The sequence below is a fragment of the Enterococcus durans genome, assembly GCF_002277935.1.
GTDB lineage: Bacteria > Bacillota > Bacilli > Lactobacillales > Enterococcaceae > Enterococcus_B > Enterococcus_B durans.
In genome coordinates this window covers 1,985,661-1,999,652 of record NZ_CP022930.1, presented here as the reverse complement: position 1 = coordinate 1,999,652, position 13,992 = coordinate 1,985,661, and the positions used below count along the sequence as shown (strand labels likewise).

13 protein-coding genes are annotated in these 13,992 nt (G+C 39.3%); 1 reads left to right on the top strand and 12 read right to left on the bottom strand.

Annotated elements, in window-relative coordinates; translation table 11 throughout:
* Positions 1–143: 143 nt before the first annotated feature.
* The 4 genes from CJZ72_RS09520 to CJZ72_RS09500 form a co-directional block, all read right to left on the bottom strand.
* Positions 144–992, bottom strand: a complete 849-nt coding sequence (locus CJZ72_RS09520; protein ID WP_005877856.1) for a MurR/RpiR family transcriptional regulator — start codon at positions 990–992, stop codon at positions 144–146.
* A 185-nt stretch (positions 993–1,177) separates the two neighbouring features.
* Entirely contained in the window at positions 1,178–3,118 is a 1,941-nt protein-coding gene (gene thrS / locus CJZ72_RS09515; protein WP_081134725.1) for a threonine--tRNA ligase, read from the bottom strand.
* A 325-nt stretch (positions 3,119–3,443) separates the two neighbouring features.
* Positions 3,444–3,623, bottom strand: a complete 180-nt coding sequence (locus CJZ72_RS09505) for a 2-hydroxymuconate tautomerase (protein WP_002287649.1) — start codon at positions 3,621–3,623, stop codon at positions 3,444–3,446.
* A 123-nt stretch (positions 3,624–3,746) separates the two neighbouring features.
* A complete protein-coding gene (locus CJZ72_RS09500) occupies positions 3,747–5,531 on the bottom strand; it encodes a heavy metal translocating P-type ATPase (protein ID WP_081134726.1) in 1,785 nt (594 codons plus the stop codon).
* Positions 5,532–5,731: 200 nt separating this feature from the next.
* Between CJZ72_RS09500 and helD the strand changes: the two genes are divergently transcribed.
* Positions 5,732–8,008, top strand: a complete 2,277-nt coding sequence (helD, locus tag CJZ72_RS09495; protein WP_095443792.1) for an RNA polymerase recycling motor HelD — start codon at positions 5,732–5,734, stop codon at positions 8,006–8,008.
* Positions 8,009–8,094: 86 nt separating this feature from the next.
* Here helD and CJZ72_RS09490 read toward each other — a convergent pair whose 3' ends face one another.
* From CJZ72_RS09490 to yhbY, 8 genes are all read right to left on the bottom strand, one after another.
* Entirely contained in the window at positions 8,095–8,733 is a 639-nt protein-coding gene (locus CJZ72_RS09490; RefSeq protein ID WP_005877839.1) for a hypothetical protein, read from the bottom strand.
* 408 nt (positions 8,734–9,141) lie between these two features.
* Complete coding sequence (locus tag CJZ72_RS09485) at positions 9,142–9,861, bottom strand: YebC/PmpR family DNA-binding transcriptional regulator (protein WP_005877837.1); 720 nt, start codon at positions 9,859–9,861, stop codon at positions 9,142–9,144.
* 120 nt (positions 9,862–9,981) lie between these two features.
* Positions 9,982–11,136 carry a nucleotidyltransferase gene (locus CJZ72_RS09480; RefSeq protein WP_081134730.1) on the bottom strand — a complete coding sequence of 385 codons (1,155 nt, stop codon included), beginning with the start codon at positions 11,134–11,136 and terminating at the stop codon, positions 9,982–9,984.
* Positions 11,137–11,306: 170 nt separating this feature from the next.
* Positions 11,307–12,047 (bottom strand): class I SAM-dependent DNA methyltransferase, encoded by a 741-nt coding sequence (locus tag CJZ72_RS09475; RefSeq protein WP_005877822.1) that lies wholly within the window; start codon positions 12,045–12,047, stop codon positions 11,307–11,309.
* Between the two features lies 1 nt (position 12,048).
* Entirely contained in the window at positions 12,049–12,405 is a 357-nt protein-coding gene (gene rsfS / locus CJZ72_RS09470) for a ribosome silencing factor (RefSeq protein ID WP_095443791.1), read from the bottom strand.
* A 24-nt stretch (positions 12,406–12,429) separates the two neighbouring features.
* On the bottom strand, positions 12,430–13,017 hold the full coding sequence (gene yqeK, locus CJZ72_RS09465; RefSeq protein WP_005877814.1) for a bis(5'-nucleosyl)-tetraphosphatase (symmetrical) YqeK: 588 nt from the start codon (positions 13,015–13,017) through the stop codon (positions 12,430–12,432).
* The gene (locus CJZ72_RS09460; RefSeq protein ID WP_025479907.1) at positions 13,007–13,657 is read right to left on the bottom strand and encodes a nicotinate-nucleotide adenylyltransferase; all 651 of its coding nucleotides are present in this window, start codon (positions 13,655–13,657) and stop codon (positions 13,007–13,009) included. Before CJZ72_RS09460 ends, yqeK begins: the two co-directional genes overlap by 11 nt.
* 9 nt (positions 13,658–13,666) lie before the next feature.
* Positions 13,667–13,978 carry a ribosome assembly RNA-binding protein YhbY gene (gene yhbY, locus CJZ72_RS09455; RefSeq protein ID WP_053108905.1) on the bottom strand — a complete coding sequence of 104 codons (312 nt, stop codon included), beginning with the start codon at positions 13,976–13,978 and terminating at the stop codon, positions 13,667–13,669.
* Positions 13,979–13,992 lie beyond the last annotated feature (14 nt).

The window sequence follows — 13,992 nt, the reverse complement described above, 5'->3', positions numbered from 1 at the left end:
ACTAAATTGCGTCACAAATACAAATAATTCAAATCGTTACAAAACAGAGCTTTTTTAATAATTTTCGTTCTGATTTCCGTGAAACACAACAGGCGCTATTTTTACTGTGGAAAACTACCTGTTTTTCTATTATTTTCGCACAATCATAGTTTCGACTCAAAATAGCCTTTGATTGCTTGTCTTGTTTTTCCCACTTTTTCGCTCAACTGTTCATTTTTTGCCATATACAAATAAAAAATAATATCGATTGTCACGAATTGAGCTAACAAGGAATTCGTTGCTGCACTTCGGTTAGTGATTTCTTTTGGTCTGGAGGTTTGGATGACGACATCTGCGATTCTGCTTAAATGGTTGGTTCCAAATTGTGTTAAAGCAATTACTGGAATACCCAGATCTTTAGCGATCTCCCCTACTGCAACCACGTCTGCAGTGTTGCCAGAATTGGATATCAGCCACAGCACTTTTTTCGTTTCATTACTTACCAACTGAGGGAGTAGCACATGGATATCTTTTTCAAAGATGATCGGTTTTCCGACTCGTGACCATTTCTGCACGATGTCTTCCACCACAAGAGAAGAAGCTCCTACACCATATAAAAAAACTGTTTCTGCACCTTCCAAACTTTGAACGACCTCTTGGATTTTTTCTTCTTTCAAGACGTCAACCGTCTCTCTGATCGCCACTTGCGCATTATTTCCTAATTTATTTTTGATCGAATAAAAGGATTCATTCGGTTGGATGTCGCTAAAGCCTTCGTCGATACCTGTTTGGAGTTCTGTCGAAATATTTATTTTAAAATCAGTCAAGCTTTGATAGCCGATTTTTTTAGAAAATCGAACGACTGTTGGCGCACTTAATCCAGCTGATTCAGCTAGTTCATTGGCCGTCATCGTTGGAATTTTTTCTACATTGTTGATAATATAATCTGCAAGTTTTTTTTCTGCAGAGGAATACTCTTCCATCATGCTTTTGATATGGCTAATAACGCCCATAGATCTCACATCCTTTTCATCTTACAGTCTATGTAAGTATACCATATCTAAGCCTTTTGAGCGGCACAGCAATGTATAAAATTTCTTTAGTTTTTGTCTAAATATTCCTTGTAGTCGCTAGTGGAAAAAAAACAGCAGAGTAAGACAAATCGTCTTCTCTGCTGTTTTTTGTGTCTACTATTTGATTAGCCTTCACGACTATAGTTTTGTACTTCCGCAACAATTGCATCTACAAAGATGTTCAGATCTTCTACGGATGTTTCTTTACTACCGTATTTACGGATATTTACTGTTGCATCCTCTACTTCTTTATCTCCTACAACCAATTGGTAAGGGACTTTTTGTGTTTGAGAAGCACGAATCTTATACCCCATTTTTTCATTACGGTCGTCTACTTCTACTCGCAAGCCTTTCATTTGAAGGCGTTCTTTGATTTCATAAGCATAGTCGCTGTGTGCATCAACTGAAACAGGAATGATCGTTGCTTGGATCGGTGCCAACCAAGTTGGGAAAGCTCCTTTGTATACTTCTGTTAAATAAGCAACAAAACGTTCCATCGTTGAAACGATTCCTCGGTGGATAACCACTGGACGATGGGTATTTTCACCATCTTCTCCTACGTAAGTCAATTCAAAACGTTCAGGCAACAAGAAGTCTAATTGGATCGTTGATAATGTTTCTTCTGTACCTAGTGCTGTTTTGACTTGAACGTCTAGTTTTGGTCCGTAGAAAGCAGCTTCTCCTTCTGCTTCAAAATAATCAAGTTCTAATTCGTCCATTGCGGCTTTAAGCATTACTTGTGCTTTTTCCCACATTGCATCATCATCAAAATATTTGTGTGTATTATTTGGGTCACGGTAACTCAAACGGAAGCGGTAGTCTGTGATGTTGAAGTCTGCATAAACAGCAACCATCAATTCAAGCGTACGTTTGAATTCGTCTTTGATTTGATCTGGTCTTACAAATGTATGCCCATCATTCAATGTCATTTCACGGACACGTTGCAAGCCTGACAAAGCACCTGATTTTTCATAACGGTGCATCATTCCAAGTTCAGCGATACGAATTGGTAATTCACGATAGGAATGGATCGCGTTTTTGTAGACCATCATGTGGTGAGGGCAATTCATCGGGCGAAGAACGAGCATTTCACCGTCACCCATATCCATTGGTGGGAACATATCTTCTTGGTAATGATCCCAGTGTCCAGATGTCTTATACAGTTCTACATCCCCCATGATCGGTGTGTAGACGTGTTGATAGCCTAAGCTGACTTCTTTATCAACGATATAGCGTTCGATCGTACGGCGGATCGTTGCGCCTTTTGGCAACCAGAAAGGTAAACCTGATCCTACTTCTGGCGAAACCATGAATAAATCTAATTCTTTTCCTAGTTTACGGTGATCTCTTTCTTTTGCTTCTTCACGAAGGCGGATGAATTCTTTTAGTTCTTTTTTATCAAAGAATGCTGTTCCATACACACGTTGCATCATGTGATTATTTGAATTTCCACGCCAATATGCACCAGCAACTGATAGCAATTTGAATACTTGGATACGTCCAGTTGAAGGAACATGTGGTCCACGGCATAGGTCGATGAATTCACCTTGTTGGTATGCAGTGATTACTTCATCTTCTGGTAATTCACTGATCAATTCAACTTTGTATGGGTCACTTGCAAAAATATCCAACGCTTCTTGTTTTGAAAGGACACGTCGTTCGATAGGTAGATTTTCTTTCACGATCTTCATCATTTCAGCTTCGATTGCTGGAAGATCTTCTACACTGACTTGGTTTTCTCCATTATCTGTGTCGTAATAAAAGCCTGAATCGATTGCAGGTCCTACACCAAAATGAATATTTGGGTATAAACGACGCATTGCTTGAGCCATCAAATGTGCTGCAGAGTGACGGACTAAAGATAGTGCATCTTCGTGGTCTGGTGTAACGATCTCGATTGTTGCGTCTTCTTCAATCCCGCGATTCAAGTCAACCAACTGTCCGTTGACTTTACCAGCTAAAGCTTTTTTAGCTAAACTTTTTGAAATACTTTCGGCGATTTCAGCAGTAGTACTGCCAGCCTCAAATTCTTTGACTGCGCCATCTGGAAAAGTGATCTTTATCATAATAAATAGCCTCCCTTAGATTTTTGATTGATCGAGAACTCCAACAAAAAAGTCCTAGCATCTCATAAACAAGATACTAGGACGAAAGATTCGTGGTTCCACCTAATTTCGAACGTCAATACGTTCCTTAAGCGTTATAACGGTACGACCGCCTTTGTTTCGACAAAGGTTTCGAAAGTGGTCATCCTTTGGTTTTCTTCTGGAAAAGTTTCAGCCTAGCTTTTCCTCTCTTATCGAAGACTCTCAAATTCAGTTGGCTTTCTCATCAATCAACTATGTGTTTATTTAACCACTAATAAAAAGAAAAATCAAGTAAGTACATGACTTATTTTTTCCATTCACCATTTACGCCATATGTTCCTTTTTTCATTTCATTGATGATGACATGGATGTGCTCTTTTGGCGCTTGCGTATTTTTGTGGACTGCTTCCGTGATATCTTTCATCATATTTTCAAGTTGTTCTGGACTACGTCCTTCTACTAATTCTACGTGTACGAATGGCATTGTATCGTCTCCCTTATGATTGGTCTTGAAACTGTATCATTTGTTTCAAACAGATTTTCTACCACTTGATAATACCGCAAAACAAAGGAAGTGAAAAGAATTTTCTATACTTTATCTATCACTTCATCTGTCACTTCTCGCTCTTAATGCACTAAGGATCGATACCGTATCGACCACTTCTTGGAGTACTGCACCAAATAAAGCTGGGATCACACCCATACTTGCAACGAGCATCAAAAAGACACAGATAAAGATACCGATCAATACCGATTGCTTGGCAACTTGCATCGTTCTTTTCGAAATCATTACTGCTGTCGTGACTTTCGTTAGATCATCTTTCAATATGACTGCGTCAGCACTTTCACTAGCAGCTGTCGATCCATGAGCACCCATTGCTATCCCAACATCTGCGATGGCTAGAGCAGGTGCATCATTGACGCCATCTCCCACCATCGTAACGGGCCGATCTTTTTCAGGGATTTGTTCCAAGATCTTCAGCTTGTCTTGTGGCAAACAACGTGCATGGATAGAAGTCAGACCTACTTCTGCTGCGATTGATTCGGCGATTGCCTGCCCATCTCCTGTGATCATCATGAGATCGGAAATACCAAGTTTCTTTAATTCTTGAATCGTTTCTTTTGCTTCTGGACGAAGGGTATCTGAAAAAAGGATCGTGCCTGCAAATTGACCGTTAATAGCAACATAGATCGCTGTTTTCGTTGTCTGAATTTCATTGGTGCCAACAAATGAAGCTCTCCCGATTTTCACTTGATGATCGGCTACAAGCGCCTGTATCCCTTGGCCTGTGATTTCCTTCAAATCACTTACAGCTAACAATTGATTGTGAGGCACATTTTTTAGTAAGGAGCGCGCCAAAATATGCCCTGATTCCTGCTCGGCACTTGCAGCATAGATCAACAAATCATCTTCTGTAATGGCTGGCTCTGGGTGGATCTCAGCGACTTCAAGGAAGCCTTTTGTGATCGTCCCCGTTTTATCAAAAGCAACTGTTTTGGTACGTGCTAACTTTTCAATAGTCGTCCCAGTCTTCACAACGATCCCATTTTTACTAGAACGGCTCATTCCTGCGACTAGCGCAATTGGTGCTGCTAAGATTAATGGACAAGGGGAGGCTACCACTAACACCTCTGCAAAACGCAACGGATCTTTGCTTAACCACCATGATATCCCACCAATCAAATAGGCTATCAGTGTAAACGGAACTGCATAGCGGTCTGCCAATCGAACAAAGTGAGCCGGCTTTTCTTTTGATTCTTCCACTAATTTTATGATCAGTTGATACTGACTGTCAGCTGCTCTTTTTTCGATCTGCATCTGGATCGAGTCATTCCCATTGACTGATCCGGACATCAATTCATCGCCGACGACTTTAGTGATTGGTTTCGCCTCACCAGTCAGTGAGGATTCGTCAAATTGAGATTCTCCTTTTACTACTCTTCCGTCTGCCGGAACGATTTCTCCTGGCTTGACTACGATAATGTCATTGATTTCGATCGAATCAACAGCAATTTCTTTTAGTTTTCCATCCTCCAGTTTATGTGCCGTGCGAGGAGTACGATCTAATAAAGATTGTAGTTCTTTACTTGCCTTTTTATTGGCATAGTCTTCCAAGCTATCTCCACCAGTCAGCATGACTAAGATCATCAGACTTGCCCAATATTCCCTTACGATCAATGTGGCGACAATTGCTGTAATTGCTAAGATGTCGACACCGTATTTGCCAGAACGTAGGGTCTTTATCATTTCAAGAAACATAAAAAATGCTAAAAAGCCTCCAGTGACTGCAATGATAAGGTAGGCAATCTGCGGTTGTTTAAAAATAAATTCACTGATCAGCGCAATAATACCTATAGAAACAGTTAATAAAAATTTCTTAAAATGTGCCATGTTCTCACTCCTCTATAGAGTATAGAATACCGATTCCTCATAACTTTGTGAATTATTTACTCTTAAATGAAAATAACTATCACTCTCATCCTCTATTATCAAAAACAACTTCTGTTAATCAATGGACAAAGGTACCTTTTTTTCAGCTTTTGTGCTATACTTTTAATTCGTTATTTACGGCGGAAGGAGCACATAAAGAAATGAATGAAAGACAACTAGAACAACAGCATGTGGATGAAACGACTCACTTGATCCAACTTGAACAAAAGCTGCTGGACAATAAACAACAAACGCTCACACAGGAAATGAATGATTCCACGAAAGAGACTGCTACCCATAAGATCCGTGCCGGTTCAAATGAATCTTTTTATGAGTCAGCTGTTGAATACCGCCAACACGAGCAAGAACTGCTTTTAAAATACCATACACTCGAAGCACAGCAAAAACGTCTGCAAACCCTAGCGGTAATGAAAGAAAACCCTTATTTTGCACGTATTGACTTTAAAGAAGAAAGTGAAGCTGAAACACTTTATTTAGGGATTGCTTCATTACGAGACCTCGCAGAAGAAACGATCGTGATCGATTGGCGTGCGCCTATCGCAAACCTTTATTATGAAGGAGAAATCGGTCCTGCCTTTTATGAAACCGATACTGAGAAGATCAATGTTGATTTATTATTGAAACGCCAATTCAAGATCGTAGATGGGAAAATCGTTTCGATGGTCGATACATCAGAAGTGATCAATGATGATTTCTTACTAGAGATTTTAGATGATGCATCAAGCGCACATATGAAAAATATCGTTTCCACCATCCAAAAAGCACAAAATGCCATCATTCGTGATACACAGAGCAAAGTCATGTTGATCGAAGGTATCGCCGGTAGCGGAAAAACATCAGCTTTACTACAGCGCATTGCTTTTTTACTTTACCATAATCGAAAATGGCTTGAAGCTGAAAATGTGCTATTGTTTTCACCAAATCATCTTTTTTCAGATTATATCTCGACCGTCTTGCCTTCTTTAGGTGAAAGCGGCGTTCCTACGCAAACATTCAAAAGCTATTTGGAACAACTCGTTCCAGAATTCACGTTGCTGGAAGAAGACCAGCAGGAAGCTGGCTTTTTATCTGGTGACAAAGATCCAGTCAAAACGTTAAAAAGCGGTTTGACGTTGGTTGATCACATTGATGCGTATATCGAAACGATCACAAATTACGGTCCCCTGTTTCGTGACATGAAAATCAATGGACGTACTATTTTGTCAAAAGAATCGATCCGCACCTGGTACCAAGAAACCAATGAACTGTTGCCATTACATCAACGTATTTCGCTCTTACAAACAAAATTATTAAAAAAATTGGGTGGATTACAAAAAGACGAAACCCATCAACAATGGGTCAAAGATCTGGCAGAAGAACAATTACAAGAGTTATATGCGACTGATCCTAATCTAGAATACACCGAGCAAAAAGAACGCTCTTTACGTAAAAAACTAGCAAATCAAATCGTCAAAAAACGATTCCGCCGTATCTATCGCGGAATCATGAATTATCAATTCGTCAATATTACGAAACAATACCTGCATTTTATCCAAACAATTCCAGAAATAGTTTTGGCAAAGAATCACATCAGTCCGCAAATGTGGCAAGAACATGCAATGCGACTAAAAGAAAATCTGCGTCAACGTTACTTGCAGCAAGAAGATGCTGTCTTATTCTTCTTGTTGATGCGCAAAGTGTATCCTGTCTCCGCCACACAAAAAGCACGCTATATCTTCATTGATGAAATGCAAGATTTCGCTCCTGCACAGGTGGCTCTTTTACAGGCGGTTTATCCAAAAGCGAATTTGACATTTTGTGGTGATTTGAATCAAAATGTTTTTGGGAATGAAACGATTACAGGTTCACTTGACCAATTATTCAAAGAGCAGGAAGTCACTCATTTCCAATTAACGACGAGTTACCGTTCGACAAAAGAAATCACTGATTTTGCTAATCACTTTTTGTCAAAAGAAGACCATGTGGAAACAACTGCTCGCAAAGGAGAGCTCCCAGTCATTGTGGAAGGCACTTCCTTAGAGGCTCGCTTAAATTGGCTGTCTGACTCACTTGAGCAAGCACAAGAAAAAACACGTTATTGGCGCACGGCGATCATTGGAAAAACGCAAGCTGAATGTGAACAGCTCTATGAGCAACTACCGAGTGTCCTAAAAGAAAAGATCCAATTGATCTCAAATGAAACAGACTTCATGAAACGACAAATCGTTTTATTGCCTGCTTTCTTAGCGAAAGGATTAGAATTCGATCGTGTATATCTCTGGAATATCGATCAAGAAAACTTTTTCTCAAGTCAAGATAAGTTAGTCCTTTATACGATATGTACCCGTGCAATGCATGAATTGAACGTGATGACATCTGAAACTAGCCCTCTGATCGAAACGATGCCCTCTGCGCTTTACACTAAAATAAACTTATAAGCAGAATAAATGGCGGTAACAGAAATATTCTTTTGAAAATAAATATTTCTGTTACCGCCTCTATTTGGTTTTTAGGAGCACAGAAATCAAACCACGAGTTCGGTGTCCGGATATTTTAATTTAACTAAAGAGATGATCATTCGCAACTCTTCCATGTTTTCAGGATATTCAGGATCAAACAGCTTACTATGACGACCGATTCCACCATTATCAATCAAGCGATAAATTCGATTCCATTCGATGAATTGCTCAAGCGTCTGAAAATTACTGAGGGGGTAACCGCCACTGTCAAGAATCTCCGATACTCTAAAAGCTAGATAGGCACTATCGATCACCTTTGCTTTTTTTAAATCATACTTTTCATTTTTTTCGATCAAGATTTTCCCCGGTTGATGTTTAAGGCTCCATTCCAATAACCGAAAAAAAGCTTCCATTCGATAATCCTCTTCAAATAATTGATAAGCAGAATCTGAACGTCGAAAAAGCAGAGGAATCAAATAATTTCTTTTGTATATCAACATGGGTGCACGATCCACCATACACTCTAGATAACGATTGAGATACCCAGTTCCGACATAGTTCCCTAAGCGGTAGCCTTCTACCCCATAACGTGCATATTTCTGTGCCAATTTCGAACAATCTGCTACATTCACAGCTAGTTCTTCGATTTTCTGGTAACCGCTTAAAATACGTTCAAAAGGCTCTAAACTAATTTTTGCTTCCATACTCTTCCCCGCCTACATCCACATTACTATGTATCATTTTTTCAAATAATACTTATAACATAATAATAACACAGGACTAAAAAGAATAGAAAATAAATCATACGAAATTACGACAGAAAGTTGCGTTGTGCTATATGTTCGCTCCTCCTTGAGCAAAAATATAAGACTTCTCTTTTATACTTACGTATTTCATTTTTTTAAACATCACATCTGCTCTTTTACATAAAAAAAGAATGTGGCCCAAATCTAAAAATCAGTTTTGGTACGGACGCTCGAATAAACGGCGCCCAAAAGTCAGGTTTTTCGGAAATGTCAAAAAAAAAAAAACGAGCAATACAAAAAGCGTATTGTTCGTTTTTCTCTTCAATTTCTCAATCTAACCGACTTTCGTCTCGATCTCTTGGATGCTTAATCTTCTAAAGCTACATTATGGAAGACATGTTGCACATCTTCTAGATCTTCCAACGCATCGATCATTTTTTCAAATGTTTCTTGATCTTCTGGAGATAATGTTACTTCATTTTGGGGGATCATTTGGATTTCTGCAATTGAAAAATCAGAGATCCCTTTTTCTTTTAAGGCCTCTTGGATACCATGGAAATCTGCTACTTCACCGTAAACGATGATTTGACCATCTTCCTCCATCACATCACGTACATCAATGTCTTTATCCATTAGGTATTCAAGGATTTCATCCGCATCTTCACCCGCAAATCCAAAGATCGCTGTGTTGTCGAACATGTAGGAAACCGCCCCTGAAACACCCATGTTTCCGCCGTTTTTACCAAAAGCGGCACGTACGTCAGCTGCTGTACGGTTCACATTATTTGTCAATGTGTCGACAATGACCATTGAACCACTTGGGCCAAACCCTTCATAGCGTAGTTCAGAGTATGTTTCATCGCCTGCACCTTTGGCTTTTTCAATTGCACGATCGATGATATGTTTAGGTACGTTGTAAGTTTTAGCGCGTTCAATGACGAAACGTAGTTTTTGATTGGCATGAGGGTCAGGGTCACCTGATTTTGCTGCCGCATAGATTTCGATCCCAAATTTTGCATAAACTCGGCTGTTATTTGCATCTTTAGCTGTTTTTTTCGCTACGATGTTTGCCCATTTACGTCCCATATTCTCACTTCGCTTTCTAATTTAATCGTTCTTTTATCATTGTGTGTTACACAAAATGTCCTGTTCCATTATACTTGTGTTTTCTATTTCTGTGAAGTATTTTTTCTATTTCCTATTTTTTTATTCATAGATATAGGGTCTTCTACCAAAATTTTGTTCCTGAACACCTGGCGCCAACTGGTAAATTTGATCACTCCGTATTAAAAGATGTGCAACCTGTGCTTCCTGTTTGCCTATTTTTGCAAACAGCGGGAGCGTTCGTTTTTCTTTCAAAAATACTCGTCCTTTTTTTGTCGAACCCAATATATTTAGATACAGATGTGCTTGTTGCCTTTTTATTTCTTCCGTTTTGATATTTAGCAGTGTATAACAAGCTAAACGTTGCAACCTCGTCCACGTATAACGCTTCGTTTTGACTAAATCAATAAAATCAGCAAAAGTCGTCGCTTCTTTCGCCGCTTTTATCAGTCGCACTTCGATTCCCTCTGTCATTTGATAAATTGTTTGTAATTCTTCTGTTTCTGAAGACAATAATCGATAACGGAGTAGTGGCCAATAGGTTTCCCACGTCTGCATCGAGGCAGACTGAAAAATTTTGGCTGTTTCAGTTGGTACATAATGATCGATTGCTCTTTTTTCGCTCAATGCTTTTCGAATGGCCGTCGCACTAGCAATTTGCTGCTCTGGCAGTTCTTGATCATGATATCCCGCATTCTTTCGAGCAATCGGTACTAACTGCATGGGTCGATCATAACAGGCGTTTTCTTTCGCGTAACTCAAACCTAAAATATGATTGGGTGACGAAAAATCTAAATTCATTTCAGGGTAGAGTCGATTGAATACTTCTGTCATTTTTTGTGGATAGCTCATGGTTTGATCCACTAATTGCAAGAATGCTTGATCTATTCTCTTTTGGTTTTCCTGAACAAATGATCCGAATGCTTGATAATCAAACGATTGCTCTCCTTCTGTACCAAAGCATAAATAATCACAGCCAATCTTCTGTAATAAACGAACTGCCCCCCTGGCAAAGTAATCTGCTGATTGAACTGACCATTCTATCGGGAGTTCGATCACTAGATCAATGCCATTGGCAAGAGCTGCATTCGCTCTCGCCCATTTATCTAAAATGGCTGGCTCTCCTCGCTGTAAAAAATTACCGCTCATGACTGCGATAACAACATCAGCGCCTGTCTGTTTTCTCGCCATATCTGCATGATAGCGATGACCATTATGGAATGGATTGTACTCTACGATAATACCGCAAGCTTTCATCTTTCACCCACCTTGCTTAAAATAACTACAAATGATTAAAATCAAACCATTGTGTATCCGTATACTCCCAATCTACAAAAATCGAAAAGTAAGCCGAACCATCAGAAAACGATAAAGTCTTTCTGATTGTCCGACTCATTTAGTGAAGCTCGGGGCTTCTTCTATGACTTCTATTCTTTATATGCAACAAAAAATAGTCTTTTTGTCTCTTCAGATGGTTGGTCATCCGTAAAATCAGCATATGCTTCTACTTTGGAAAAACCGCTGTTTTCTAGCATTCTCAAGTAATTATCTAAAGAATATGTTTGCTCTTGGTGCAACTCATCCTCACGAATGAATGTGCCTGATCCTTGTGGGTCTTCTACAAAAAATGTCAAGAAATGTTCGATACTGTGTTTTTCTTTTCCTGGGTAACTATCCCATAAGAAAGCAAATCGATCATTTTGATAATGGTAGCTATATTCTGGGAAAACTGTATCCACTTGGTAAATGGAATGGACATCAAATAAAAATCTTCCTTCGTCTTCTAACGCTTGGTAGACTTCATCGAACACTTGTTGGACTTCCTGTTCATTCTTCATATAGCACAGAGAGTCTGAAAAACAAGTAATAGCCTGATACTGGCCCATCTCAGATAAATCAAGCATGTTCCCTTCCACAAACTGGATAGAAGCTTCTTCTTCATATGCGCGTTGACTAGCGATCATCAGCATTTCTTCCGATAGGTCCAAACCAGTCACATGGTAACCATCTTTGGCAAATGCCACAGCCAAAGCACCTGTTCCACAAGCTAACTCCAAAATATTTTGGGTGTCTTTGGGTAAATGGCGTTTCGAAAAATCTAGCCATTGCTGATACAGTGTTTCATCCATTACTTCGTCATAAACAAAAGCAAATGTTTCATAAGCCATATTAATCTAACCAATCAGTTAGGTCGACTAATGGTGCATCAGACCACAATCTTTCTAAATTATAAAAACTTCTTTCAGGTGCATGGAAAACATGGACAATGACGTCTCCAAGATCGATCAAGATCCATTTTCCGCCTTCTTTTCCTTCAACTCTTCTTACTTCGTAATTGCTTTCTTCTTCCTTATCAAGGATTTCTTCTGTAATGGCGTTGATTTGACGTTCGCTATTTGCAGAGCAGATCATGAAATAATCTGCTAATAGAGAAACTTCACGAACATCTAAGGCAATGATGTCTTCTGCTCGTTTTGAATCTGCTGCTTTGACAGCGATTTGTAATTGTTCTTTGCTATTGATAATAATTTCCTCCTAATAGAGCAGCTGTTATTTTTGAGCCACCCAACGATTATATGTTTCAATTGTTTTGGGATAAATTTGTTGTTCTTGTTCAATGAGATGAGCCAATGTATGCTTGGTTTCAAACGCTACCGCTTCATCAAGATCGATCAAAGCAAGTTCACGTGCTTCTTTTACGCCAGGAAATACACGACCGGGTTCAATGTAGTCCGCCACATAGATGATCTTATCCAACAGAGACATTTTTGCCGCCCCCGTAGTATGAACACGTATGGCATGAAGGATTTCTTCGTCTGTAATACCCAGTTCTCTTTCGACAAAAGAAGCTCCCACAACACCGTGCCAGATCGCATTGCCATAGTCCAGTAATGCTGTATCATAACCATCTCTTTTGATCACTAATATGAATTCATCATCTGGACGTTCTTTTGCGTAATCGTGGGTCAGTGCAGCGATACTCGCTTTTTCAGGAGAACAGCCGTATTTTTCTGCCAATGCGATTGCCATTTCTTCTACACCAAGGACATGTTTGAACCGACGTTCACTCATTCTCATCTGGATTTTTTGCATCAATATCTCTCTCGAATAACCCGTGTATTCTTCACTATAGTTCATCTTGATATAACCCTTCTTTCTGGATATAGTCAATCACTTTATCAGGAACGAGATAACGAACAGAACAACCTTGTTGGATCTTTTGTCGTATCTTCGTTGAACTAATATCGATTTCAGGTACATCTACCCAGATGACAGGATATGGTGTCTCAGTCGTATAACCGGTACGCTGAATCCCGACAAAGTTTACCATTGTGACTAATTCATCGATTTTATACCATTTAGGTAAGTATTCTACCATGTCGCCACCGATAATAAAATAATAATCCGTTTCTGGATTGTTTTGAGTCAATGCCTTCATGGTATCATACGTATAGCTCTTACCTTTTCGAGTCAATTCGATCGTTTCTATTTTTAAAAAGGGATTATCAGCTATCGCAAGTTCAAGCATCTTTAAGCGATGGGAAGCATCGATGGTCTTTTTTTCATCCACATGTGGTGGTTGATAAGACGGCATCAAATAAACTTCATCCAAACCTAGATTTTTACCTGCTTGATCCGCCATAACTAAATGAGCAAGATGGACAGGGTTGAACGTTCCCCCAAGAATGCCTACTTGCTTTCGTTTCTCGAAAATTTGTGGCATTGCTTGAGGAAACACTTGGGAACGGACAAAAGATTTCGCTTGCGATTTCATTATCGTCACTCCTTAAATTGCTCTAACTTCTTTCGATATACGTTGATATTTTTCCTTGGAAGAAGGTTTATATAAAACAAGGACCCGACCGATGATCTGAACAACTTCACATCTTACTTCTTCTTCTAAAATTTTTGCCACATCCTCAGCAATCTCATCCGTATTTTGCAATAAGGAAACTTTGATCAACTCTCTTTTTTCAAGTGCTTCGGCAATCTGCACCATCATTGCTGAATTGATTCCACCTTTTCCTATTTGAAAGATTGGTTGTAAATGATGGGCTTTACTACGTAAAAAACGTTTTTGTTTTCCTCTTAGACTCATATCGTTCCTTCTTC